Source organism: Xanthobacter autotrophicus (assembly GCF_005871085.1).
Classification (GTDB): Bacteria; Pseudomonadota; Alphaproteobacteria; order Rhizobiales; family Xanthobacteraceae; genus Xanthobacter; species Xanthobacter autotrophicus.
Window position 1 is genome coordinate 94,009 of record NZ_VAUP01000041.1, and the last position, 25,416, is coordinate 119,424.

24 protein-coding genes are annotated in these 25,416 nt (G+C 67.3%); 4 read left to right on the forward strand and 20 right to left on the reverse strand.

The window, feature by feature from the left end; genetic code table 11:
• Positions 1–2: 2 nt before the first annotated feature.
• From FBQ73_RS20970 to FBQ73_RS20985, 4 genes are all read left to right on the forward strand, one after another.
• Positions 3–476, forward strand: a complete 474-nt coding sequence (locus tag FBQ73_RS20970; RefSeq protein WP_138401437.1) for an OsmC family protein — start codon at positions 3–5, stop codon at positions 474–476.
• A 12-nt stretch (positions 477–488) separates the two neighbouring features.
• A complete protein-coding gene (gene gcvPA, locus FBQ73_RS20975) occupies positions 489–1,829 on the forward strand; it encodes an aminomethyl-transferring glycine dehydrogenase subunit GcvPA (RefSeq protein ID WP_138401438.1) in 1,341 nt (446 codons plus the stop codon).
• The gene (gcvPB, locus tag FBQ73_RS20980) at positions 1,829–3,400 is read left to right on the forward strand and encodes an aminomethyl-transferring glycine dehydrogenase subunit GcvPB (protein ID WP_138401439.1); all 1,572 of its coding nucleotides are present in this window, start codon (positions 1,829–1,831) and stop codon (positions 3,398–3,400) included. Before gcvPA ends, gcvPB begins: the two co-directional genes overlap by 1 nt.
• Positions 3,401–3,488: 88 nt before the next feature.
• Positions 3,489–5,372, forward strand: coding sequence for an ABC-F family ATP-binding cassette domain-containing protein (locus tag FBQ73_RS20985; RefSeq protein ID WP_138401440.1), 1,884 nt, complete (start codon positions 3,489–3,491; stop codon positions 5,370–5,372).
• Here FBQ73_RS20985 and FBQ73_RS20990 read toward each other — a convergent pair.
• The 20 genes from FBQ73_RS20990 to FBQ73_RS21085 form a co-directional block, all read right to left on the reverse strand.
• Complete coding sequence (locus FBQ73_RS20990) at positions 5,341–6,282, reverse strand: LysR substrate-binding domain-containing protein (RefSeq protein ID WP_138401563.1); 942 nt, start codon at positions 6,280–6,282, stop codon at positions 5,341–5,343. The two genes, FBQ73_RS20985 and FBQ73_RS20990, sit on opposite strands and share 32 nt — an antisense overlap.
• 132 nt (positions 6,283–6,414) lie before the next feature.
• Positions 6,415–7,485, reverse strand: a complete 1,071-nt coding sequence (locus FBQ73_RS20995; RefSeq protein WP_210236851.1) for a YeiH family protein — start codon at positions 7,483–7,485, stop codon at positions 6,415–6,417.
• Positions 7,486–7,678: 193 nt separating this feature from the next.
• Positions 7,679–8,452: a ferredoxin--NADP reductase gene (locus tag FBQ73_RS21000; protein ID WP_138401441.1), complete on the reverse strand. Its 774-nt coding sequence runs from the start codon at positions 8,450–8,452 to the stop codon at positions 7,679–7,681.
• A 10-nt stretch (positions 8,453–8,462) separates the two neighbouring features.
• Positions 8,463–8,825: a ferredoxin FdxA gene (gene fdxA / locus FBQ73_RS21005; RefSeq protein ID WP_138401442.1), complete on the reverse strand. Its 363-nt coding sequence runs from the start codon at positions 8,823–8,825 to the stop codon at positions 8,463–8,465.
• Positions 8,826–9,120: 295 nt separating this feature from the next.
• Entirely contained in the window at positions 9,121–9,996 is an 876-nt protein-coding gene (locus FBQ73_RS21010; RefSeq protein WP_138401443.1) for an ABC transporter ATP-binding protein, read from the reverse strand.
• A 68-nt stretch (positions 9,997–10,064) separates the two neighbouring features.
• The gene (locus FBQ73_RS21015; RefSeq protein WP_246089822.1) at positions 10,065–11,054 is read right to left on the reverse strand and encodes an ABC transporter permease; all 990 of its coding nucleotides are present in this window, start codon (positions 11,052–11,054) and stop codon (positions 10,065–10,067) included.
• Positions 11,055–11,059: 5 nt separating this feature from the next.
• Complete coding sequence (locus tag FBQ73_RS21020) at positions 11,060–12,514, reverse strand: ABC transporter substrate-binding protein (protein WP_138401444.1); 1,455 nt, start codon at positions 12,512–12,514, stop codon at positions 11,060–11,062.
• A gap of 181 nt (positions 12,515–12,695) precedes the next feature.
• Positions 12,696–13,475, reverse strand: coding sequence for a Crp/Fnr family transcriptional regulator (locus FBQ73_RS21025; RefSeq protein ID WP_138401445.1), 780 nt, complete (start codon positions 13,473–13,475; stop codon positions 12,696–12,698).
• 225 nt (positions 13,476–13,700) lie between these two features.
• Positions 13,701–14,120 carry a F0F1 ATP synthase subunit epsilon gene (locus FBQ73_RS21030; protein WP_138401446.1) on the reverse strand — a complete coding sequence of 140 codons (420 nt, stop codon included), beginning with the start codon at positions 14,118–14,120 and terminating at the stop codon, positions 13,701–13,703.
• A gap of 153 nt (positions 14,121–14,273) precedes the next feature.
• Positions 14,274–14,510, reverse strand: a complete 237-nt coding sequence (locus FBQ73_RS21035) for a hypothetical protein (RefSeq protein ID WP_342780542.1) — start codon at positions 14,508–14,510, stop codon at positions 14,274–14,276.
• A gap of 135 nt (positions 14,511–14,645) precedes the next feature.
• Positions 14,646–16,082 carry a F0F1 ATP synthase subunit beta gene (gene atpD, locus FBQ73_RS21040; RefSeq protein ID WP_138401447.1) on the reverse strand — a complete coding sequence of 479 codons (1,437 nt, stop codon included), beginning with the start codon at positions 16,080–16,082 and terminating at the stop codon, positions 14,646–14,648.
• A 48-nt stretch (positions 16,083–16,130) separates the two neighbouring features.
• On the reverse strand, positions 16,131–17,006 hold the full coding sequence (locus tag FBQ73_RS21045) for a F0F1 ATP synthase subunit gamma (protein ID WP_138401448.1): 876 nt from the start codon (positions 17,004–17,006) through the stop codon (positions 16,131–16,133).
• Positions 17,007–17,042: 36 nt separating this feature from the next.
• Positions 17,043–18,572, reverse strand: a complete 1,530-nt coding sequence (gene atpA, locus FBQ73_RS21050) for a F0F1 ATP synthase subunit alpha (RefSeq protein WP_138401449.1) — start codon at positions 18,570–18,572, stop codon at positions 17,043–17,045.
• The gene (locus tag FBQ73_RS21055) at positions 18,572–19,177 is read right to left on the reverse strand and encodes a F0F1 ATP synthase subunit delta (protein ID WP_138401450.1); all 606 of its coding nucleotides are present in this window, start codon (positions 19,175–19,177) and stop codon (positions 18,572–18,574) included. Before FBQ73_RS21055 ends, atpA begins: the two co-directional genes overlap by 1 nt.
• A gap of 185 nt (positions 19,178–19,362) precedes the next feature.
• Positions 19,363–20,088 (reverse strand): amino acid ABC transporter ATP-binding protein, encoded by a 726-nt coding sequence (locus FBQ73_RS21060; protein ID WP_138401451.1) that lies wholly within the window; start codon positions 20,086–20,088, stop codon positions 19,363–19,365.
• On the reverse strand, positions 20,066–20,725 hold the full coding sequence (locus FBQ73_RS21065; protein WP_138401452.1) for an amino acid ABC transporter permease: 660 nt from the start codon (positions 20,723–20,725) through the stop codon (positions 20,066–20,068). Before FBQ73_RS21065 ends, FBQ73_RS21060 begins: the two co-directional genes overlap by 23 nt.
• Positions 20,722–21,396, reverse strand: a complete 675-nt coding sequence (locus FBQ73_RS21070) for an amino acid ABC transporter permease (protein WP_138401453.1) — start codon at positions 21,394–21,396, stop codon at positions 20,722–20,724. The genes FBQ73_RS21065 and FBQ73_RS21070 overlap by 4 nt, the downstream gene beginning before the upstream one ends.
• 144 nt (positions 21,397–21,540) lie before the next feature.
• Complete coding sequence (locus FBQ73_RS21075; RefSeq protein WP_138401454.1) at positions 21,541–22,350, reverse strand: transporter substrate-binding domain-containing protein; 810 nt, start codon at positions 22,348–22,350, stop codon at positions 21,541–21,543.
• 266 nt (positions 22,351–22,616) lie between these two features.
• The gene (locus tag FBQ73_RS21080) at positions 22,617–23,978 is read right to left on the reverse strand and encodes a S41 family peptidase (protein WP_138401455.1); all 1,362 of its coding nucleotides are present in this window, start codon (positions 23,976–23,978) and stop codon (positions 22,617–22,619) included.
• Positions 23,975–25,396, reverse strand: coding sequence for a murein hydrolase activator EnvC family protein (locus tag FBQ73_RS21085; RefSeq protein ID WP_138401456.1), 1,422 nt, complete (start codon positions 25,394–25,396; stop codon positions 23,975–23,977). Before FBQ73_RS21085 ends, FBQ73_RS21080 begins: the two co-directional genes overlap by 4 nt.
• Positions 25,397–25,416: the final 20 nt, after the last annotated feature.

Genomic DNA, 25,416 nt, shown 5'->3' on the forward strand with positions numbered 1-25,416 from the left:
CCATGGCGAGCGACCACAAAGCGACCATACGCTGGGCGCGGGGCGATGCCGTCTTCACCGATGGGCGCTATGCTCGCGCCCATGTCTGGGCCTTCGACGGCCTCGAAGTGCCCGGCTCGTCGGCGCCGTCCTCCGTGCGCGTGCCGCTCTCCCGTGAGGACGCGGTGGACCCGGAAGAGGCGCTGGTAGCCTCGGCCGCCAGCTGCCACATGCTGTTCGCTCTGGATTTCGCCCGACGCGGCGGCTTCCGCGTGGACAGCTACGAGGATGCCGCCGTGGGCGAGATGACGCCCAACGAGAAGGGCAAGCTCTTCATCTCCCGCATCACCCTCACGCCCGTAATGGTCTTCTCCGGCGACAAGCTGCCCACCGCGGCAGATGTGGAGGCCATCCATCACAGGGCGCACGAGGAATGCTTCATCGCCCATTCCGTGCGCGCGGACATCGTCATCACGCCGCGCTTCACCACCGCCTGACCCGGGATTCCCATGCGCTATCTCCCCCTCACCCCCGAGGACCGCGCCGAAATGCTGGCGCGGATCGGCGTCGCCTGCGTGGATGAGCTGTTCGCCGATATCCCCGCCGACAAGCGCGAGACCGCGCTGCCGCGCCTCGCCCTCCACAAAAGCGAGCTGGAGGTGGAGCGGACGCTGGCCCGCCTCGCCGGGCAGAACGTGACGGCGGGCTCCGTGCCGTTCTTCGTGGGCGCGGGGGCTTATCGCCACCATGTGCCGGCCACCGTGGACCACCTGATCCAGCGCTCGGAATTCCTCACCTCCTACACGCCGTACCAGCCCGAGATCGCCCAGGGCACGCTGCAATATCTGTTCGAGTTCCAGACCCAGGTGGCCGAGCTGACCGCCATGGAGGTGGCCAACGCCTCCATGTATGACGGCTCCACCGCCGCCGGGGAGGCGGTGCTGATGGCCCACCGCGTCACCAAGCGCCGCAAGGCGGTGCTGGCAGGCAACCTGCACCCGCACTATCGCGCCACCATCGAGACCCTGTCGCGCTACGCCGCCGACGCCGTGGTGGCGCTGCCCCCCGCCCCGTTCGGCGAAGAAGACCTCCTCACCCCCATCGACGACACGGTGTCCTGCGTGGTGGTGCAGTCGCCGGACGTGTTCGGCAATCTCGTCGACCTGAAGCCCATCGCCGAAGCTGCCCACAAGGCCGGCGCGCTGCTGGTGGCGGTGTTCACCGAAGCGGTGGCGCTGGGCCTCATCGAGCCGCCGGGGGCGCAGGGCGCCGACATCGTGGTGGGCGAGGGCCAGTCCATCGGCAATGCGCTGAATTTCGGCGGGCCCTATGTGGGCCTGTTCGCCACCCGCCAGAAGTTCGTGCGCCAGATGCCGGGGCGGCTTGCCGGCGAGACGGTGGACGCGGAAGGCCGGCGCGGCTTCGTGCTGACGCTCTCCACCCGCGAGCAGCACATCCGCCGCGAGAAGGCCACCTCCAACATCTGCACCAATTCCGGCCTGTGCGCGCTGGCCTTCACCATCCACATGAGCCTGCTGGGCAAGGCCGGCCTCACCCGCCTCGCCCGCGCCAACCACGCAGCGGCCTCCGACCTCGCGGACCGGCTGGCGGCGGTGAAGGGCGTGAGCGTCATCAACGACACCTTCTTCAACGAATTCACCCTGCGCGTGCCCGGCTCGGCGGCGGACGTGGTGGAGAAGCTGGCGGCGAAAGGCATTCTCGCCGGCGTGCCCTATGCGCGCCTCGCGCCGACATCGGGGCTCGACGACCTCATCCTCGTCGCCGCCACCGAGACGACCACGCAAGACGACCGCGCCGCCTATGCCGCCGCCCTGAAGGAGGTGCTGTGATGAACCGCGAAGGCCGCGGCGCCACCACGCCGCATTCCATTGCCCTCTCCGGCCCCGAGACCTTCACCGGCAACCGCGCGCTGGACCTGGAGGAAGGCCTCATCTTCGAGATCGGCCGCATAGAGGTGACCGGCGTCGACATCGCCGAGCCTGCGCCGTTCCGCGACCGCCTCGGCACCCAGGCGCGCACCGCGCCGCTGGACCTGCCCGGCCTCAGCGAGCCCGAGGCCATGCGCCATTACGTGCGCCTGTCGCGCATGAATTACGGCATCGACAGCGGCCTGTTCCCGCTCGGCTCGTGCACCATGAAGCACAATCCGCGCCTCAACGAGAAGATGGCGCGCCTGCCGGGCTTTGCCGATATCCATCCCCTCCAGCCGCAATCCACGGTGAAGGGCGCGCTCGGCCTGATGGCGGAGCTGTCGCGCTATCTGCTGGAATTGACCGGCATGCAGGCGGTGGCGCTCACCCCCAAGGCCGGCGCCCACGGCGAACTGTGCGGCATGATGGCCATCAAGGCCGCTCATGCCGCCCGTGGCGATGGCGACGCGCGCCACGTGGTGCTGGTGCCCGAGAGCGCCCACGGCACCAATCCCGCCACCGCCGCCCTCATCGGCTATCAGGTGCGCGCCATCCCCGCCCGCGCCGACGGCACGGTGGACCCGGAGGCGGTGAAGGCGGCACTCGGCCCCGAGGTGGCTGCGCTGATGCTCACCAATCCCAACACCTGCGGCCTGTTCGAGCGCGACGTGGTGGCCATCGCCGAGGCGGTGCACGCGGCGGGCGCCTATTTCTATTCGGACGGCGCCAATTTCAACGCCATCCTCGGCAAGGTGCGCATCGCCGACCTCGGGGTCGATGCCATGCACATCAATTTGCACAAGACCTTCTCCACGCCCCATGGCGGCGGCGGGCCGGGCGCGGGGCCGGTGGTGCTCTCCGACGCCCTCGCCCCCTTCGCCCCGGTGCCGGCTTTGGTCGCCACAGCGGACGGGCTGGTGCTGGTGGAGGACGAGGGCGCGGACGGTGCCGAGCAGGCGCTGGGCCGCATGAGTGCCTTCCACGGCCAGATGGGCATGTTCGTGCGGGCGCTCGCCTGGATGCTCTCCCACGGCGCCGACGGCATGCGGCAGGCCTCGGAAGACGCGGTGCTGTCGGCCAATTATATCCGTGCCTGCCTCATGGACCTCATGAGCGCGCCCTTCGCCGAGCGGCCGGCCATGCACGAGGCCCTGTTCGACGACACCTGGCTCGCCGGCACCGGCCTCACCACCCTGGACGTGGCCAAGGCCCTCATCGACGAGGGCTACCACCCGATGACGGTCTATTTCCCGCTGGTGGTGCACGGGGCCATGCTCATCGAGCCCACGGAGAGCGAATCCAAGGCGTCGCTGGATCTGTTCATCGCGGCGCTACGGGATCTCGCCATGGCTGCCAAGGCCGGGGACAAGGAGCGCTTCCTCGGCGCTCCCTATTACGCCCCGCGCCGCCGCCTCGACGAAACCCGCGCCGCCCGCGCCCCGGTGCTGCGCTGGGTGAAACCGGCCCAGGTGGCCGACGCGGCGGAGTGATAGGACGCAGAACAACACAGGTGCATTGCAAGGGGCGGCGCTCCCCGCCCCTTGCCCCCGGTGCCCGCGCCTGCGAAAAGGCGCGACCATGATCGTTCTCGACGATATTTCCCTGCGCCTCGCCGGGCGCCTGCTCATCGACCATGCCTCTGTCGCCATTCCGGAGAATGCGCGGGTGGGCGTGGTGGGGCGCAACGGCTCGGGCAAGACCACCCTGTTCAAGGCCATCGTCGGCGAGCTTGAGCTGGAGAGCGGCGCGGTGCGCCTGCCCAACCGCACCCGCATCGGCCGCGTGGCGCAGGAAGCGCCCGCCGGTCCCGACAGCCTTCTGGAGCGCGTGCTCGCCGCCGACACCGAGCGCGCCCAGCTGCTGCACGAGCGCGAGACCACCCATGACCCCATGCGCATGGGCGAGATCGAGATGCGGCTCCTCGACATCGACGCCCATTCGGCGCCGGCGCGGGCGGCCACCATTCTCGCCGGCCTCGGCTTCGACGAGAGCGCGCAGCAGCGGCCGTGCTCGGAATTTTCCGGCGGCTGGCGCATGCGCGTGGCCCTCGCCGCCCTGCTCTTCACCGAGCCGGACCTGCTGCTGCTCGACGAGCCCACCAACTATCTCGACCTTGAAGGCACCCTGTGGCTGCAGGACTACCTGGCGCATTATCCGCGCACGGTGATCCTCATCTCCCATGACCGCGACCTGCTCGACGAGAGCGTGGACCACATCCTCCACCTCACCGGCAAGAAGCTGACCCTCTACAAGGGCGGCTTCACCGGCTTCGACCGCCAGCGCCGCGAGCGGCTGCTGCTCGACCAGAAGGCGCGCAAGAAGCAGGAGATGCAGCGCGCCCACATGGAATCCTTCGTGGCCCGCTTCCGCGCCAAGGCCACCAAGGCCAAGCAGGCCCAATCGCGCCTGAAAGCCCTCGCCCGCATGGAGCCTTTGGCCGCCCAGGTGAGCGAGGAGGCGGCCGCCATCTCCATCCGCCACCCGGAGCGGCTGCTGTCCCCGCCCATCCTGGTGATGAACCATGTGTCGGTGGGCTATGTCCCGGGCAAGCCCATCCTGCGCAATCTCGATCTTCGCATCGACGAGGACGACCGCATCGCCCTGCTCGGTCCCAACGGCAACGGCAAGTCCACCTTCGCCAAGCTCATCGCCGGCCGGCTGGAGGCCGAAAGCGGCAGCGTGGTGCGCGCCGACAAGCTGGAAGTGGCCTATCTCGCCCAGCACCAGATCGACGAATTGATCCCCGGCGACAGCCCGGCCCAGCATGTGCGCAAGCTCATGCCCGACGCGCCAGAGGCGCGGGTGCGCGGGCGGGCGGCGGAGATGGGCTTTTCAGGCGGTGCCGCCGACACCAAGGTGTCGGCCCTCTCGGGCGGCGAGAAGGCGCGGCTGCTGCTGGGCCTTGCCACCTTCCACGGGCCGCACCTCCTGATCCTCGACGAGCCCACCAACCATCTGGACATCGAGGCCCGCGCCGCCCTCATCGAGGCCATCAACGACTATCCCGGCGCCGTCATCCTGGTCTCCCACGACCGGCACTTGCTGGAAGCCTGCGCCGACCAGCTCTGGCGGGTCTCCGGCGGCACCGTGAAGGCCTATGACGGCGACCTCGACCAGTACAAGCGCGAGGTGCTCTCCAAGTCCGACGGCGACCGCATGACCGATGCCGGCCGCAAGGACAAGGCCGAGCTGAAGAAGGACGGCACCCCGGCCGACGGCAAGCGGCGTGTCGCCACCGGACCCTTGAAGAAGCGCATCCGCGAGCTGGAAGCGGCCGTGGAGAAGCTGGAGAAGGAGATCGCCGGCATCGACGTTAAGCTTGCCGTGCCGGACCTCCACGCCAAGAAGCCCCTGGACGCCGCCCGCTTCGCCAAGGCCCGCGCCGAGGCGGTGGAGAAGCTGGCCCAGGTGGAAGAGGAATGGCTCGCCGTCAGCGCCGAGCTCGAGACCGCGGGCGGCTGACCGGCGCCGCCGCCGCGGCTTGCGCCCCCTCCGGTTCGCGGATCAGCGCCATCAGCGCCTGCGCCGCCCGCGAATGATAGCGGTCGGCATGCCGCAGCACATAGAAGCGCCGGGCCGGAAAGGTCAGGGGCAGCTGGCGCAGGGTGCCGGTGGCGAGGCCCGCCGCCGCCACGAGATCGGAGATCACGGTCGCCCCCGCTCCCGCCGCCACCGCGCTCACCACCGCCTCGTTGGAGGGCAGCTCAAGCACCACCTTCAGCCCGCCGGGGTCGAGCCCGGAGGCCCGCAGCGCATCCTCGAACACCTGCCGCGTGCCCGAGCCCGGTTCACGGAGCACGAACGGCATGTCGAACAGATCGGCCGGGGCGATGGCGCGGCGTTCGGCGAAGGGACTGTCCGCCGCCACCACCAGCACCAGCCGGTCGCCGGGCACCGCGGTGCGGGCGAGCAGGGGCTCTTCCACCTCGCCCTCCACGAAGCCGAGGTCGGCGGCGCCCTCCCGCACTGCCGCGGTCACCTGCGTGGTGTTGCCGATGACCACCGACAGGGTGATGTCGGGATAGAGCGTGTGGAAGCGGTTGAGCACCGGCCCAAGCCAATAGTTAGCGATGGTCTGGCTGGCCTCCAGCGCCAGCCGCCCCCGCCGCAGGCCCGAGAGATCCGCGAGCACGGTCTCGGCGGCGGCGGCGCGGGCGAGCACCGCCTCGGCTTCCGGAACGAAGGCTTGGCCGGCCTCGGTCAATTCGATCCGCCGCCCCACCCGGTGGAACAAAGCGACGCCGCAGGACGCCTCCAGCGCCGCCACCGAGGCGCTCACCGCCGACTGGGTCATGTTCAGCCCTTCGGCCGCGCGCGTCATGTGCAGGGCGCGGGCGACGGCGACGAAGACCTTCAACTGCTCCAGCGTCATGGACGCGCTCACTTTGCTTCGCTCAGCCGCCGCGCGGGCTCTTGCCTCGCTCAAGCGCCGCGCGGGCTATCTTATGCCAACGGCCCCGGTCTGCGACCGCGCCGAGAGGGCACGCTCAGGCGCCGCGCGGGCTCACATGAGCGTCTTGATGAGGATAAAGCTCAGCGCCGAGATGAACAGCCAGGCCACGGCGCCGAGCAGCAGGGGCTTTGCCCCCTTGAGGCGCAGCTTGGCGATGTCGGTCTCCAGCCCCATGGCCCCCAGCGCCACCGCCAGCAGGAAGGTGGTGACAATGGCGATGTTGGCCTTCACCTCCTCCGGCACCACGCCGGTGGAATTCAGCATGACCATGCCGATGAAGCCGAACACGAACCACGGCATGGGCGGGCTGGCGTGGCCGGCATCCTTGTCGCCGCGGGCGCGCCAGATGGCGGCGGCGCCGAGGCCGATGACGAGGGGCGCCAGCAGCATCACCCGCGAGAGCTTGGCCACGGTGCCGAACTCGCCGGCCTGCTGGCCGCCCTGGAAGGCGGCGGCCACCACCTGCGCCACCTCGTGGATGGAGGCGCCGGTCCACAGGCCGAAGGCGTGGGCATCGAGGCCGGTGTAGGGCAGCAGCGCCGGCATGATCAGCATGGAGAGCGAGCCGAACACGGTCACACAGGCCACCGCATAGGCCACATCCTCGTCCGATCCGCGCGTCACCGTATTGGTGGCGATCACCGCCGAGGCGCCGCAGATGGCGGTTCCGGCCGCGATCAGTTCCGACAATTGCCGGTCCACGCCCATGAGCTTGCCAAGCCAGCGGGTGGCGAAGAAGGTGGCGAACAGCGTTCCGGCCACGATGGAAAAGCCGACGAACCCGACCGAACGCACCTGCGCGAAGGTGAGTTGCAGGCCCAAAAGCACGATGGCGAAGCGCAGGATGCGGCGCAGCGCGAACTTCACCCCCGGCCTGGCGATGGCGGGCGTGCCGAAAATGTTGTGAAGGCCCATGCCGATGACGATGGCCAGCACCAGCGGGCTCACCAGCCCCATGCCGGGGATCTGCCGCAGGCCATAGGCCGCCGCCGCGATGAGCACCGTCAGCCCCAGCCCCGGGAGGATGCCACCGAACGCTCCGGTCAGGAAATGGGGCGCGCGGGGAAGCGGCGGAGCAGCTTCCACGATGGCGGCGGGATCGGACAACGGCTTGTCGGTCATGACGGGCTCCTCGGACGCCGCGAGGATCGCGCCGCAGCAAGCATCGATCAAATGAGTTATATTTCTACAATTAATCGAAATTAATGGTTATTCCAGCATCGCTCCGAGATGCCTGACGGCGCGCAGGCACCGCCGTCATCCCCGGACAAGCCGGGAGTATGACGGCGGTATCAAAGCGCAAAGCGCCAGGCCCTCACCGCTCGGCGAAGGCCTTCTCCACCACGAAGGTCTCGGGCCGGTGCCCCGCCCCTTCCGCAAAGGCGCGGCGCTCCAGAAGGTCGCGGGTGTCGGCGATCATCTGCGGCGAGCCGCAGAGCATCACCCGGTCAAAGGCCGGGTCGAGGTCGGGCAGGCCGAGGTCGGCGAAGAGTTGGCCGCTCTCCATCAGGTCGGTGACGCGGCCACGGTTGCGGAACGGCTCGCGCGTCACAGTGGGATAGTGCAGCAGCTGGGTTGAGGCATAGTCGCCGAGGAAATCGTGGGCCTTCAGCGCCGCCACCACGTCCTCGCCATAGGCCAGCTCCGCCACCTCGCGGCAGCCGTGCACCAGGATGATGTGCTCGAAGCGCTCATAGGCCTCCGGATCCTTGGCGATGGAGACGAACGGCGCCAGCCCGGTGCCGGTGGCCAGAAGATAGAGCCGCTTGCCCGGCTTCAGATTATCGAGCAGCAGCGTGCCCGTGGGCCGCCGCCCCACCAGGATGGGATCGCCCGGCTGCAGCATCTGCAGGCGCGAGGTGAGCGGGCCATCCGGTACCTTGATGGAGAAGAATTCCAGCTGATCCTCGTGGGGGGCGCAGGCCAGCGAATAGGCGCGCAGCAGCGGGCGTTCGCCCTCCGGCAGCCCGATCATGGTGAACTGGCCGCTCTTGAAGCGGAACGCCGGATCGCGCGTGGCGGTGAAGGAGAACAGGCGGTCGGTCCAGTGGCGAACCTCAAGGACGGTCTCGGTGTTGAGAGTGCTCATCGCCGCCCCCTCACGCCGCACCGGACGCGGACGGGCTGGTCGCCTGCCCCGGCGCGGGCGAGAACGCGCTCTCGAACTTGTCGGCCACGTCCATCCACCGGGCGGCGTCCGCCGGCGGCTCCTTCTTCTCGGCGATGTTGGGCCACAGGGCGGCATACTGCGCGTTCAGCGCGATCCACGGCCCGGCCTCCGGCGCGGTGTCGGCAGCGATGGCGGCGGCAGGGCATTCCGGCTCACAGACGCCGCAGTCGATGCACTCGTCCGGATTGATGACAAGCATGTTCTCGCCCTCGTAGAAGCAATCCACCGGGCAGACGGCGACGCAATCCATGAATTTGCAGCGGATGCAGCTGTCAGTAACGACATAGGCCATGGGGCAGGTCCTGTTAAGTCTGCAACAAGACTAGCCCGGCGGCGGCGCAAGACTGAGTGTTAAGGCCCTGCGGGGTCAATTAATTGCAGTCTTTTATCTTGGGACAAACCGGACGGCCGTCATCATCCGGCGCAGCCGCCGCGTCCGGCGCGCAAGAGCTGAAGAGGCGCAGCAAGCGGAGGGGTGGACCCTCCGGTCGAGCCGGAGGGTGACGGAGGGATAGGGGAATAGGGGATTTGGGGGGCGGCAGGCGGCCGCGCCCCCCCAATCGCGGCGGCGCACGCCAACCCTGCCCTCACACCACCTGGGCGAGGTTCGAGCCGTTCAGGTTCACCGCGAGGCCCTTCAGGGCATCCTCGTTCAGCTCGCCACCCATGGCCTTCAGGCTTTCCTCGCGGATCAACGCCCCGAGATCGGCCCGCAGGCGGATGAATTCCGGCGAGAGCTGCAAGGCCGCATCGCGCGGGCGGGGCAGCGGAACCGTCACCTCGGCCTTGATGCAGCCGGGGCGCGCGGTCATCACATAGATGCGGTCGGAGAGGAAAATCGCCTCGTCGATGTCGTGGGTCACGAACAGCACCGAGATGCCCAGCCGCTGCCACAGGTTGGTGAGGATCTGCTGCATGATCACCCGGGTCTGGGCGTCGAGCGCGCCGAACGGCTCGTCCAGCAGCAGCACCTTCGGCCCCGTGGCGAGCGCCCGCACGATGCCCACCCGCTGCTTCATGCCGCCGGACAGCCGGTCGGGATAATGGTTCTCGAAGGCCGACAGGCCGGCGAGCCCCAGCAGGGTGCGCGCGGCCACCGCCCGCTCGGAGCGGCCCATGCCGCGCATCTTGAGTCCGAATTCCACATTCTCCCGCACCGTCTTCCACGGAAACAGGGAATATTGCTGGAACACCATGCCCCGGTCGGCGGAGGGGCCTTTGACCGCTTCCCCGTCCACGGTGACCTGGCCGGCGGTGGGCTTCAGGAAGCCCGCCACCGCATTGAGCAAGGTAGACTTGCCACAGCCCGAAGGGCCGATGATGGACACGAACTCGCCGGGGTTCACCACCAGGTCGGCGTCGCTCACCGCGATCACCGCGCCGTCGATGGTGTCGTAGGCCAGCTCGAAGCCGGTGACCTCGATGAGCCCAGTCTGGGTGGGGGCCGTTGCGGGAATGGCCATGGCGCGCCTCGCTTTCAAAGAACTCGCGTCTGGAACGCTCATCCGGGGAGCGCTCATGGGGGTGGCGCTCATTTGGTGCGGGACCACGGCGTCACCGCCCGCCCGGCCAGCCGGATGAGGAAGGAGGAGGCGAGCCCCAGCACGCCGATGGTGATCATGCCCAGCGCGATGTCCGGATACTGCACCAGGGAGTAGGCTTCCCACGTGAAGTAGCCGATGCCGAACTGGCCGGAGATCATCTCCGCCGCGATCAGCGACACCCAGGCCACCCCCATGCCCACGGTGAGGCCGGTGAAGACCTGCGGCAGCACCGCGGGGAAATAGACCTCGCGGAAGGTGGCGCGCTCGCTGGCCCCGAGACAGCGCGCGGCGCGCACCAGCACCTCGTCCACATTCGCCATGCCGTGCAATGTGTTGATGAGGATGGGAAAGAACGCGCCGAGGAAGGTGATGAAGACGATGCTCTGCTCGTTGGTGGGCCACAGCATGATGGCCATGGGCACCCAGGCGATGGCCGGAATGGGCCGCAGCACCTCGCACACGGGGAATACGAACGCCTTCAGCAGCGCGAACCGTCCCATGAGCATCCCCAGCGGCACCGCCACCAGCGCCGCAATGGCGAAGCCGATGAAGATGCGGCGGCACGACATGGCGATGTGCTCGAAGAACGCACCGGTGGAGAAGGCGGTGCGCGCGCTCTCCAGCACCTGCTCCGGCGAAGGCACGTTCAGGAAGCGCACGTACAGGTCCATGCGGTTCACGGTGACCACGTGCCAGGCGAGGATGAACAGGCTGATGGCCAGCGCCCCGAGCAGCGTCGCCCGGATCGCCGGCATGTTCAGCCTCAGCCAGCGCCGGGCAAGGCCGGGCAGCGAGCCGTCCGCCGTCACCACCTGAGCGACCGGCGCACGCTCCGGCCGCAGCAGGATGGCCCCCGACGCCGTGACCGGCGCCGACGGCGCGGCGGAAGGCACGCAGGGTGCGCCGTCCGCCGGGGTACCGGCAACATGCAGGGGCGTGTGCATCTTCACGTTGGATTTCACCGCTGCGCGCGTCATGGCGCTCACCCGCGCCCGGCGGTGGCGGCCTTCAGCGCATCGCCGAAGCTCATCACCTTGCCGCCGCCCTTGGCCGCCGCCGCTTCCGCGTCGACCTTGAGCATGAAGGGCTTGATGTCGCTCTTGCCGTCCTTCGCGGTGACCGCATAGAAGGCGTCGGACGCGAACAGCTTGATGCCGCGGGCGGTATCGAACAGATAGGTCATGTTGGCCTTCTTGCCCTGGGCGGTCAGCTCGGCCAGCGCGCCCAGCGTGCAGGCGGCGCTGGAATAGGGCTTGATGCCCTCGCCCTCGATCCAGATCTCACCGGCCTGGCGCGGCTCGGTGATCTTCACCTTGCAGAAGCTGTCGTCCCCGCTCACCTCGTAATTGGCGAGGCTCTTGAGCTGCGCCTCGTAATCGAGGCCCAATTCCTTGAAGGCCTGGCGCACATAGGTGTCGTTGACCCAGGCGTTGACGTCGAATTCCTTCATGCGGCCAAGCTTCTGCAGCACGGCGGCATCTTCGGCCGCGTCGGCCACGAGCTGGGGCTTGATGGTGGGATCCATGGTCATGATGCCACCCGGGCCGAGGAAGATGTAGACCACTTCCTTGTCGATGCCGGTCCACTTGGCGATCTTCTCGGCAGCGCCCTGCGGATCCTTGCGGACCCAGTCATTGGCCTCGATGACCGCCTTGAGATAGGCCACCACGACTTCCGGATACTTCTGCGCGAAATCGGTGCGCACCACCACGCCGTGCCAGGTGGGGGCGTTGGTCTCCACCCCGTCGAAGATCTTGCGGGCGAAGCCGCGGAACGGCAGCAGCTCGGCGAAGGGGACGAAATCGGCGTGGGCGTCGATCTTCTTTTCCTGGAGGTTGGTGGAGCCCACCTCCGGCGACTGGCTCACCAGCTTGAAATAGTCGTTGGGCCAGCCCTTGTCCTGCATGGCCTTGAGAACCATGCCGTGGGCCGCCGAGCCGAACGGCACACTCAGCACCTTCCCCTTCAGGTCGGACAGCTCGTAATAGGGCGAATCCTTGTGCACCACCACGCCGTTGCCGGAGCCATGGATGTTGTAGGCCGCCACCGCGATGAGCTGCGACTTGGACTGCGGATTGGACTGGAAGGTATAACCGTTCACCACCAGCGGAAAATCGCCCATGCCGCCGAACTGGAGCTTGTCCGCCATCATCCCGTTGGTAACGGGCGGGCCGGAGGTGAAATTCTGCCAGTCGATGGTGTAGGCGACGTTGGCGTACTTGCCGTCCTTCGGCAGGTACTTCTCCAGCAGCTTGAGCTCCTTGATGACCACGCCCGTGGTCACCGTGTTGGTGGTGGTGTCCTGGGTGCCGATGCCGAAGCTGATGGCGGTCTGGGCCTGGACGGGGGCAGCAGCAAAAGCGCAGCTCGCGGTGAGGGCGAAGGCAAGGGTGCGAAGCAGGCGGGAGCGAAAAGGATTGGCGCAAAATGGGGTCATCGGATCCACCTCTTGGGGCAAAGACGGCTCTCGACGGTGATCTTCGGGCGCCAGCTTCCATTCATTCAAAGGAAGAAGCGGCCGGGCTGTCGATTAGTTGCCTCCTTTAAGGACCCGCCTCTTTCTTCATCACTGGATGCCTGCCTGACCGGCTCAGTGTCCGCACACCGAGGCCGCGCCCTCAGCGATCGCCGCGCATGGCGTGGAGCGCCGCCACGTCGTAGATCACCATCCGGGCCTTTTCGGCCTTCAGAATCCCCTGCTCTTGCAAACGCTTGAGGCTGATGGTGACCCATTGGCGCGTCGCCCCCACCATGTGCGCGAGGTCGGCATGGGTGAAGGCCGACCCGATGACGATGGCGCCATCTTCCCGCACGCCATAGGCGTCCGTGAGATGCAGAAGCAGGTGCGCGAGGCGCTCCGTCACCGAACGGGTGCCCAGCATCTGGGCAAGGGCCGAATAGCATTTTCCCTTGAAGGTGAGCCCCTCAATGAGGCCGATGGCGAAGGACGGGATCTGCGCGATGAGGCGGCGCAGGGTCTTTCCGGTCAGATGCACGACCACGGAATTGGTGGCGGCGACGCCGGACCACACATGATGCCCCTGCCCGAACAGCTCGGGCCCACCGACGAAATTGCCCGAATTCCAGTAAGCCAAAGTGATCTCGCGGCCCGAGGGCGCGATATAGAAGACACGGATGCGGCCGCTCTCGATCAGGAAGATGCCGTCGTGAGGCGTGCCCTGCGAGAACAGCATCTTGCCGCGATAGACCACGCGCTTCTGGCCTTCGCGCAGAACCTCCTCCCGCTCCTTGGCGGTGAGGCGCTGGAACAACAGTGGCGGCCCGTTGGTGAGGGCAGCATTTTCCGTGAGCAGGAGCGCCTGCGCGGGCGCGGCGCCCGCCAGCAGCGGCGACGTGGCGACGACGGGAAGCTGCCCGTGGGGCGGTGCATTCAGCATGGCATCTCTCCCGGTTGGATCAATTCTCAACCGCAAGAAGCGTACCATTACATATTTAAGCTAATCCATAGTTTTAATTAATTTTAGTGCGATGCCTCGAAACGAGAAACGGCGGCCCTGCGGCCGCCGTCCGACTGTTCTGGTGTATCGCCACGCCGATCCCCCGCCATGAGGCCGCGTCCGGTTATCCGGCCCGCAAAACCCAACCGCGGAGCGCGAATGGCCTCAATGGCCGCCGGCGGCCCGTCCGCCCTCAAGGACGGCATAGACCTGCTCGAGATCAGCGAGCTGCCGCGACGCGCGCTGGCGGGTCTCGTCGGTGGTGGCGTCGGCCACGTCTTCCTTGGCATCCTGGATCTGCTGGTGAAGGGCGCCGAGATCCAGCTCATCCAGCGGTTTCGCCTCTTCCGCAAGGATGGTAAGGCCGGCCGGGTTCACCTCGGCAAAGCCGCCCCGCACGAAATAGGCGCGCGGCGCCCCGTCACCCTTGATGGTGAGAATGCCGGGCTTGAGCATGCCGATGAAGGGGGCATGGCCCGCCAGCACGCCGAATTCGCCTTCCGCGCCGGGCACGATCACCTCGGTCACGGCACCGGAAAACACGAGCCGCTCGGGCGAGACCAGCTCAAAGGGTAAGGTCGCCATAATTCTCGTCTCCGGGTCGTCCCGAAAGGGAGGCGCCCCAAGATCGGGTGCTCCTCCGGGCGCCATCCAGCCTGGATGGACGCCCCCACTCCATGAAGGAAGACGGCTTCACCGCACAGGCCGATCAGCCCGGGCGCAGCCGCTTCCGTGACATCAGCGCCGACGATCGGCCACGAAGCCGACGCCGAGCCCGATGATCGCCCCTACCACGGCGGCCAGGCCAATGTGCCGGCCCTGCTCCGAGGTCAACCCGCCGCTCGGGCTTTCACCCTGCAGCTCGATGTTGAGGCCCGGCAGCCGGATCTCGGCGACCTGCGGCCGGGTGAGCCAGCCGGTGATGCCGCCGGCCAGAAGTCCCAGCACAAGGCCCAGGACCTTAATGTTCATCATTCCCCTACCCCTGATTCAAATTTGCCACGTGAGGACAACACTCTGAGCGGCAAATTCGTCTCAACCCCTGGCAGGTAATTCCTGCGCTCCGGTCACATTGCGAACGTGACCGGAGCCATTCTTGCGATCGTTCGCTCAGGCGGCCTCGGCCGCGAGCTTCTTGCCCTTCTCGATGGCTTCTTCCATGGAGCCGACCATGTAGAAGGCCTGCTCGGGAAGATAGTCATACTTGCCTTCCACCAGGCCCTTGAACCCGGCGATGGTGTCCTTCAGGTCCACGAGCTTACCCGGGGAACCGGTGAACACTTCCGCCACGTGGAAGGGCTGCGAGAGGAAGCGCTCGATCTTGCGGGCGCGGGCGACCGTGATCTTGTCCTCTTCGGAAAGCTCGTCCATGCCCAGGATGGCGATGATGTCCTGGAGCGCCTTGTAGCGCTGCAGGGTCTGCTGGACCTGACGCGCGGTATTGTAGTGCTCGTCGCCGAGGATGGCGGGGGAGAGCATGCGCGAGGTGGAGTCCAGCGGATCCACCGCCGGGTAGATGCCCTTTTCCGCGATGGAGCGCGACAGCACGGTGGTGGCGTCCAGATGGGCGAAGGAGGCGGCGGGCGCCGGGTCGGTCAGATCGTCGGCCGGCACGTAGATGGCCTGCACCGAGGTGATCGAGCCCTTGGTGGTGGTGGTGATGCGCTCCTGAAGCGCGCCCATGTCGGTGGCCAGAGTCGGCTGGTAGCCCACCGCCGAGGGAATGCGGCCGAGCAGAGCCGACACTTCCGAGCCGGCCTGGGTGAAGCGGAAGATGTTGTCCACGAAGAACAGCACATCCTGGCCCTGGTCGCGGAAGTGCTCGGCGACGGTGAGGCCGGTCAGCGCGACGCGGGCGCGGGCGCCCGGAGGCTCGTTCATCTGGCCGTACACCAGGGCGCACTTGGAACCGGCGGCAGAGCCGTTGTTCTCGTGCGGGTCCTTGTTCACGTTGGACTCGATCATCTCGTGGTAGAGGTCGTTGCCCTCGCGGGTGCGCTCACCCACGCCGGCGAACACGGAATAACCGCCGTGCGCCTTCGCCACGTTGTTGATCAGCTCCATGATGAGCACGGTCTTGCCCACGCCGGCGCCGCCGAACAGGCCCACCTTGCCGCCCTTGGCGTAGGGGGCGAGGAGGTCCACTACCTTGATGCCGGTGACCAGGATCTCGGCCTCCGTGGCCTGCTCCGCATAGGAGGGAGCCGGCTGGTGGATGCCGCGCATGGCCTCGCCATCGATCGGGCCCAGCTCGTCCACCGGCTCGCCGATGACGTTCATGATGCGGCCGAGGGTGGCCGCGCCCACCGGCACCTGGATCGGCGCGCCGGTGTCGGAGACTTCGCGACCGCGCACCAGACCCTCGGTGGCGTCCATGGCGATGCAGCGCACGGTGCTTTCACCGAGATGCTGCGCCACTTCGAGCACCAGCCGGTTGCCCTGGTTGGTGGTTTCGAGCGCGTTGAGGATTTCCGGGAGATGGCCGTCGAACTGCACGTCCACGACGGCGCCGATGACCTGGGTGATGCGTCCGAGCTTGTTCGCCATTTTCGTCGTCCTCGTGTCCTGGTTCCGACCGAGCCTTGGTCCCGGGCCTCAGAGGGCCTCGGCGCCGGAGATGATCTCGATGAGTTCCTTCGTGATCATGGCCTGGCGGGTGCGGTTGTAGATGAGCGTCTGCTTCTTGATCATGTCGCCCGCATTGCGGGTGGCGTTGTCCATGGCGCTCATCTGAGAGCCGTAGAAAGACGCCTGATTCTCAAGCAGGGCGCGGAAGATCTGCACGGCGATGTTGCGCGGCAGCAGGTCGGCGAGGATATCCTCCTCGGCCGGCTCGTATTCATAGACCGGGCCGCCCTCGCCCTCGTCCTGCGCCTCGAACACGGCGGGGATGATCTGCTGGGCGGTGGGGATCTGCGAGATCACGCTCTTGAAGTTGGAATAGAAGAGCGTGCACACGTCGAAGGCGCCCTGGTCGAGCAGGGTGAGGATCTTCGACGCGATGGCCGAGGCATCCTTGAAGCTGAGGGTGCGCACGCTGCGCAGGTCCACCAGCTCGATGATGCGGTCGGGATAGGTCCGGCGCAGCTGGTCGTAGCCCTTGCGGCCGACGCAGAAGAACGTCACGTCCTTGCCTTCGCCGATCAGCTGCTGCGCCTTCTCGCGCGCCAGGCGCACGATGGAGGTGTTGAAGGCGCCGCACAGGCCGCGCTCGCCGGTGCAGACCAGAAGCAGGTGCTTCTGCGACTGCCCCGTGCCGGCGATCAGCACCGGCGCCTGACCGGCGCCGACAATGCCGGCGGCAAGGTTACCCAGCACCGTATCCATGCGCTCGGCATAGGGACGGGCCGCTTCCGCCGCCATCTGGGCGCGACGCAGCTTCGCCGCGGCGACCATCTGCATCGCCTTGGTGATCTTCTGCGTCGCCTTAACCGAGGCGATGCGGTTCCTTAGGTCTTTCAGGCTCGCCATGGTGCCCGTCCGTCAGGTTCGAGGAACAGGCGCCGCTCAGGCAAAGCTCTTGGCGAAGGCGTCGATGGCCTTCGTCAGCTTCTCGGTGGTGTCCTTGGAGAGTTCCTTGGACGAGCGGATGGCTTCCAGGATTTCCGGGTGCTGGGAGCGCAGGGCCAGCAGGAGGCCCTGCTCGAACTCACGCACCTTGGAGACCGGCAGCGGGTCGAGATAGCCGTTGGTGCCGGCGAAGATCACCGCCACCTGCTCCTCGACCTTGAGGGGCGAGAACTGGCTCTGCTTCAGCAACTCGGTGAGGCGGGCGCCGCGGTTGAGCAGCTTCTGCGTGGAGGCGTCCAGGTCCGAGCCGAACTGGGCGAAGGCGGCCAGCTCGCGGTACTGGGCAAGCTCGCCCTTGATCTTGCCCGCCACCTGCTTCATCGCCTTGATCTGGGCCGAGGAGCCCACGCGCGACACCGACAGGCCGACGTTCACCGCCGGGCGGATGCCCTGGTAGAACAGGTCCGATTCAAGGAAGATCTGACCGTCGGTGATGGAGATCACGTTGGTCGGGATGTAGGCGGACACGTCGTTCGCCTGGGTCTCGATCACCGGCAAAGCGGTGAGGGAGCCGGCGCCCAGCGAGTCGTTCAGCTTCGCCGCGCGCTCCAGCAGGCGGGAGTGCAGGTAGAACACGTCGCCGGGATAGGCCTCGCGGCCCGGCGGGCGGCGCAGCAGCAGCGACATCTGGCGATAGGCCACGGCCTGCTTGGACAGGTCGTCGTGGATGATCAGGGCGTGCATGCCGTTGTCACGGAAATACTCGCCCATGGCGGTGCCGGTGAACGGCGCCAGGAACTGCATGGGGGCCGCGTCCGAGGCGGTGGCGGCGACCACGATGGAATATTCCAGCGCGCCCTGCTCTTCCAGCACCTTCACGAACTGCGCGACGGTGGAGCGCTTCTGGCCCACCGCGACATACACGCAGTAGAGCTTGGCCTTCTCGTCCGTGCCCTGGTTGATGGGCTTCTGGTTGAGGATCGAGTCGAGCGCCACGGCGGTCTTGCCGGTCTGGCGGTCGCCGATGATCAGCTCGCGCTGGCCGCGGCCGATGGGGATGAGCGCGTCGATGGCCTTGAGGCCGGTCTGCATGGGCTCATGCACCGACTTGCGCGGGATGATGCCCGGCGCCTTCACGTCGACCCGGCGACGCTCGGTGAACATGATCGGGCCCTTGCCGTCGATCGGGTTGCCGAGGGCATCCACGACGCGGCCGAGCAGGCCCTTGCCGACCGGAGCGTCCACGATGGCGCGGGTGCGCTTGACGGTCTGGCCTTCCTTGATCTCGCGGTCCGAGCCGAAGATCACGATGCCGACGTTGTCGATTTCGAGGTTCAGCGCCATGCCGCGCGTGCCGTTCTCGAACTCGACCATCTCGCCGGCCTGGACATTGTCGAGGCCGTAGACGCGGGCGATGCCGTCACCGACGGAGAGAACCTGACCCACCTCGGAAACCTCGGCCTCCTGGCCGAAGTTCTGGATCTGCTCCTTGAGGATGGCGGTGATTTCAGCGGCTCGAATGTCCATCAGCGGACCTCTTTCATCGCATGCCGGATAGAATTGAGTTTGGTCTTGAGAGAGGCGTCGACCATGCGGGAGCCGAGCTTCACGATGAGACCACCGAGGATGGACGGATCGACGGTCACGTCGAGAATCACGTCCTTGCCGGTTTGCTGGGCCAACGCCTCCTTGAGCGCGGAGAAGTGCGCATCACTCAAGGGAGCCGGCACCGTCACCTGCGCCGTCGTCTCACCGCGCTGGGCGGCGACGAGGGACGCATAGTCGGCAACCATGCGGGGCAACGCGAACAGGCGGCGGTTCTGCGCCACCCGCCTCACGAAATTCCCGGCGAGACCGGAAATGCCCGCCTGATCAAGTACCGCCGAAATGGCCTTGAGCTGCTCCTCGGCCGAAAAGACCGGGCTTTTGACCAGCCGCGCCAGATCCGCGCTCTCTGCAATAAGGGCCGACAAGCGATCGAGATCCGTCTTCACGGAATCGACGGCGCCGGCCTCTGTCGCCAGTTCGAATAGCGCGGTCGCGTAGCGCCCCGCCATGCCTGACACGATCGTATCCGCCACCCCGCACCTCTCTCGAACTTGCAGCCCATGCTGCGCGCCTTGCGCAGCCATTGCCCAAGCCCTTGATCTGTTGGGAATAATCTAGTGCGACCCCGCGAGAGGGCTGAACCCGCCTCTCGAAATCTCGGTGTGCCTAACACAGGCAGAAGTGGGCGGCAACATGACCGAACGATGGCGCCTAGGCCGCATTGCCGCACCGCGATGCCCGGATACCACCGGAGCCGCCACGCGCCGCCTTATGCCACACCGAGAAACTGCTTCAGCTCGGGCGTCCGGGGGTGCGCGAACACGTCTTCGGGCGGCCCGATCTCATGCACCCGGCCCTGGTGCATGAACACCACGCGGTCGCAGACCTCGCGGGCGAAACGCATTTCGTGCGTCACCATGAGGAGCGTCATGCCCTCCTCGGCCAGGGCCTTCACCACGGCGAGCACCTCGTTGACCAGTTCCGGGTCGAGGGCGGAGGTGATCTCATCACATAGTAGGGCCAGCGGCTTCATGGCCAGCGCCCGGGCGATGGCCACGCGCTGCTGCTGGCCGCCGGAGAGCTGGTCCGGGTAGGCATCGAACTTGTGGCCGAGGCCCACCTGTTCCAGCCGCACCCGGGCCTCCGCCTCCGCCTCCTTGGCCGAAACCTTCTTCACCACCATGGGCGAGAGCATCACGTTGCGCCCCGCCGTGAGGTGGGGGAACAGGTTGAAGCCCTGGAAGATCATGCCGACCTTGAGCCTGAGCGCCCGCAGGTGCAGCTCGTCCGGCGCCAGCTGGGCCCCGGCCACCACGATGGAGCCCTGGTCGATGGTCTCCAGCCCGTTGACGCAGCGCAGCAGGGTGGACTTGCCGGAGCCCGACTTGCCGATGATGGCGATGACCTCGCCCGGCTCGATGTCGAGGTTGATGCCCTTCAGCACCTCGTTCTGGCCGAAGCTCTTGCGCACCTCAGTGATGGTGATGAGCGACATTCAGCTTCCTCTCCAGGATCTGGCTCGACTTCGACAGGGGCCAGCACAGGGCGAAATAGATCAGCGCCGCGAAGCCGTAGACCGTGAACGGTTCGAACGTGGCGTTGGTGATGATGGTGGCGGCCTTGGACAGCTCCACGAAGCCGATGATGGAGGTGAGCGCCGTGCCCTTCACCACCTGCACCGAGAAGCCCACCGTGGGCGGCACGGCGATGCGCATGGACTGGGGCAGGATCACGTAGCGCAGCTGCTCCACGAAGCTCATGGCCAGCGAGGACGAGGCCTCCCACTGGCCCTTGGGGATCGATTCGACGCAGCCGCGCCAGATCTCGGCGAGGAAGGCCGAACTCCACAGGGTGAGGGAGACGAACGCCGCCGCCCAGGGCGACACGTCGAGGCCGAGCAGCGGCAGGCCGAAGAAGATCAGGAACAGCTGCATCAGGAGCGGCGTGCCCTGGAACAGCTCGATGTAGAGGCCGGCGGCGCGGCGCAGCCACGCCCTGCGGGCGATTCGGGCATAGAGCACCACCAGCCCCACCACGCCGCCGCCGACGAAGGCGAGCAGCGAGAGCAGCACGGTCCAGCGGGCGGCCAGAAGCAGGTTGGAGACGATGTCCCAGGTGGAAAACGCCGTCATCGCGCGACACTCCTGCGGGGGAAGACCAGGGCGCCGATGCCCCGCATGACCTGCCGCACCAGCACGGCAAGGACGAGGTAGAGCACGGTCGCGACGATGTAGGCCTCGAACGCCCGGAAGGTGCGGGACTGGATGAAGTTGGCGGCGAAGGTCAGCTCCTCCACCGAGATCTGCGAGCACACCGCCGAGCCGAACATGACGATGACGATCTGCGAGGACAGAGCCGGCCAGATCTTCTGCAGCGCCGGCACCAGCACCACGTGGCGGAAGGTCTGCAACCGGCTCATGGCGAGGGAGGCCCCGGCCTCGAACTGGCCCTTGGGGGTCGCCTCGATGCCAGCGCGGATGATCTCGCAGGCGTAGGCGCCGAGATTGATCACCATGGCGAGGATGGCGGCCTGCATCTCGGTGAGCCCGACACCGATGGCCGGCAGGCCGAAGAAGATGAAGAACAGCTGGATCAGGAACGGCGTGTTGCGGATCAGCTCCACATAGGCCTCCACCAGCGGCCGCAGCCAGCGCGGCCCCTGGGTCTTGGCCCAGGCGCAGGCGATGCCGAGGGTGACCCCCAGCGCGCCACCCACGGCGATCAGCTCCACCGTGATGGCGACACCCTTGACCAGCACCGGCACATAATCGGCCAGGGAGGAAAAATCGAAACTGTAGGCCATCTGTGCCCTTCCCCCATTGGCGGCACCCAACACCGGTCCCGGGCGCCGGACCCCGGGCCGGCGCCTCGAAACTCACTCCTCTCCCGCAAGCGGAGCGAGCTGCCGCGCGCCGGCCGAAGCTGCGCGCGCTTGAACCTCAGGCCCTCACAGATCCGCCGGGAGCGGCGCGCCGAGCCATTTCTGGGAGATCTTCTCGAGCGAGCCATCCGCCTTGGCGGCGGTGATGATGGCGTTGACCTTCTCCAGCAGCTGGGGCTCGTCCTTGTTGAGGCCCACGAAGCAGGGGGAGTTCTTGATCAGCACCTTCACCTGCGGCTTCTTCGGCGGGTTGCGGGCGAGGATGGCCGCCGCCACCACGTTGCCCGTGGCCACCACCTTCACCTGGCCGGAGAGGAAGGCAGAGATGGTGGAGTTGTTGTCCTCGTAGCGCTTGATGTCGGCGGTGGGCGGGGCGACCTTGGTCAATTCCAGGTCCTCCACCGAGCCGCGGGTGACGCCCACCGTCATGCCGGCGATGTCCTCCACCTTCTCCACCTTCACGTCGGCGGGGCCGAAGATGCCGTTGAAGAACGGGGCATAGGCCACGGAGAAATCCATCACCTTCTCGCGCTCGGGATTCTTGCCGAGGCTGGAGATGACGAGGTCCACCTTCTTGGTCTGGAGATAGGGAATGCGGTTGGCGCTGGTTACCGGCACCAGCTCCGCCTTCACGCCGAGCTTGGCGGCGATGAGGTTGGCCACGTCTATGTCATAGCCGAGCGGCTTGAGGTCCACGCCCACCGATCCGAAGGGTGGGAAATCCTGCGGCACGGCGATGCGAATCACGCCGGCCTTCATGATGCTGTCGAGGGTGTCCGCCCGCGCGGCCGTCGAAAGCGCCGCCGGGGCCATGGCGCCGAGAAGGACGCCGGCGGCGAACGCCATCTGAAGGAAAGTCCTGCGATCTGAGCGCATGTCGCGCCTGCCTCCCTGACACGGCGCCACAGCGCCTTTCGTCCAAGGGTTGAGCAAGGCCTATGCCAAGGTGATCGGGGGGCGCGCCTTTCCCGCAGGAGGCGAGGTGTCACGCGGCGGTCACACGACGCATGGGATCCGGGGCGGCATGCCGTGACGGGATGGAGCAGGGCGGGACACACTAAAATGCCCCGCCCGATGTCTCGGACGGGGCATTTGCATAAATTTCAGGCGCCCAGGATTAGGGCAGACCCCTTCAGGGAACCTCAGTTCGCCTGGGAGGCCTTGTTGGGGCTCGCCGGGAAGGCGGCGTTCTTGACGGTGCCCTTCATCAGTTCGACGGCGAGCTTCAGCTGGGTGTCGTCCTTCGGATCCGGCGGGACGTAGGAGGGCGAGCCCGTCGCTTCGTCGTCGCCGTTCTTCAGGTGGCCCTTGAGGGAGGCTTCCCCGCGGGTGGTATCAGCGGCGGCACCGAGCTTCTGCTTCATCTCGTCCGGCAGGTCCTGAACCAGGACGATGTCCGGCTCGATGCCCTTGGCCTGGATGGAGCGGCCCGACGGCGTGTAGTAGCGCGCCGTGGTCAGGCGCAGCGCACCATTCTGGCCGAGCGGAATGATGGTCTGCACCGAAGCCTTGCCGAACGAGCGCGAACCGAGGACGGTGGCGCGCTTGTGGTCCTGCAGGGCGCCGGCCACGATCTCCGAGGCCGAGGCCGAGCCGCCGTTGACCATCACGATCACCGGCCGGCCCTTGGTGAGGTCGCCGCCGCGGGCGTTGAAGCGCTGCGTCTCCTCGGCGTTGCGGCCGCGGGTGGAGACGATCTCGCCACGCTCCAGGAAAGCGTCGGACACCGCCACCGCCTGATCCAGCAGGCCGCCGGGATTGTTGCGCAGATCCAGGATGTAGCCCTTGATCTTGTCCGGGCCGATCTTGGCGGTCAGCTCGTCGATGGCCTTCTTCAGGCCCTCGTAGGTTTGCTCGTTGGTGAACGAGTTGAGGCGGATATAGGCGATATCGTCCGATTCGACCCGCGAGCGCACTGTCTGGATCTTGATGGTGTCGCGCACCAGCTTGATCTCGATGGGCTTCTCCACGCCCTTGCGCAGGATGGTCAGCGTGATCGGCGTGTTCACCGGGCCGCGCATCTTGTCCACGGCCTCGTTCAGGGTCAGGCCCTGCACCTGGTCGTTGTCCAGCTTGGCGATGAGGTCGCCGGAGAGGATGCCGGCCTTGCTCGCCGGGGTGTCCTCCATGGGAGTCACCACCTTCACGAGGCCGTCTTCCATGATGACCTCGATGCCGAGGCCACCGAATTCGCCGCGCGTCTGCACCTGCATGTCGCGGTGGTTCTTCGCGTCCATGTAGGAGGAGTGCGGATCAAGCGACTGGAGCATGCCGTTGATGGCAGACTCGATCAGCTTGGCGTCGTCGGGCTTCTCCACATAGTCCGTGCGGACGCGCTCGAACACGTCGCCAAACAGGTTGAGCTGCTTGTAGGTGTCCGAGGACGCAGCCTCGGCGGCGGTGCCCAGGAAGAAAGGCGCCAGCACACGCGGCTGGACCGCTGCAACGGCCACGAGGGCGCCAGCCGCCACGCCGAAAAGAAATAGAGACGTCCGACGCATCATCCACGTACCTTCTGACTGTCCGTTGCGGCCCACCACGGGGTAGGATCTATGGAGATCCCGTCTTTTCGGAACTCGACATATAATTGGGGCTGTCCCAAGGCTGTGCCAGCCTCATTGCCAAAACGTAATCCGGCTGTCGGAACAACGCTCGGAGCCTGACCTGCGGCCAGCGTCGGCCCCTGGCTTGAAGCCGGTACCGCCGCGCCGCGCGCCGCCGGTCCCGCGGTCCGCGACAGGCCGCCCATCACCCCCACCGGCTCGCCCGCGAGAACGAACTGTCCAAGGTCGACGGTGATCCGCTCCATGCCTGCCATCAGGATATGGTAGCCGCCGCCCGCGTTGATGATCAAGAGTTGTCCGTAGCTGCGGAACGGCCCGGCATAGACCACCCAGCCATCCGCCGGCGCGCTGACGGGGGCGCCGGCGCGGGTGGCGATGGTCATGCCCTTCTCAGCCCCGCCCACGCTGTCGGGGGCGCCGAAAGTCTTCACCGTCACGCCGGCAACCGGCAATGGCAGCAAGCCCTTAGCCTGGCTGAAGGCGATGGCGGGGGTAATCCGTGCCGGATTGCGCAAAGCGGTGAGGTCCGGCTTGCCCGGTTCGACGGGGCGGGTGACGGCTTTCGCGGCGTCGGCGGCGCGGGCGGACGGCCCCACTTCCGTCTCCAGTCTCGTCACGAGATCGTGCACGTCGCCGGTGGCCTTGGCGACGGTCTCGGCCTGGCTTTTTTCGGCCTGCGGAACCGGCTGCTCCTCGGCCTGGCGGCGCTGACGTTCCGTCACCAGGATAGAGAGCCGCTTGCGGTCGTCGTCCAGCTCTGCCTTCAGGCGGGTGAGGCTGTCGCGGGCGGCGGTCAGCTCGCCGCGCACCCGCGCCTGCTCCGACAAGTCGGCCGCCAGCGTCTCCGCCTCCACCCGCAATTCCGGCAGCAGCGCGCCGAGAAGAATGGCCGAGCGCACCGCGTCCAGTGCATCGTCCGGGCGCATCAGCAGGGCCGGCGGCGGTTCCCGGCCCATGCGCATCAGCGCCGCCAGCACCTGGGCCAGCACGCCGCGCCGCTTGGCGAGGGAGGCGCTGAGGTCCGCGGCGGAGCCGTCGAGCATGACGATCCGCCCCTCCACGTCGATAAGCTGCTGCTCGACGGAGCGGGTGCGGGTGGCGGTTTCCACCAGCATCTGGTTGAGCCGGGCGCGATCGCCCTTGGCCGCCTCCAGCTCCACGCGCAGGCGCTTCTGCGCCTCCTCGGTGCCGCGCAGGTCGGATTTCAGCGCATCGGTATCAAGGCCGGAGCGCGAGGGTACGGGGGGCGGCAGCGGCACCACGGCGGGCGCAGCGCCCGGTTGGCCAAGCGCCGGCATCGCCGCCGGCAGCAGGCCGGCGAGCGCGAGCGACAGGAGCAGGGCGGCCCTTGCGGTCATGGCCCCGATCCTCGGGGAAA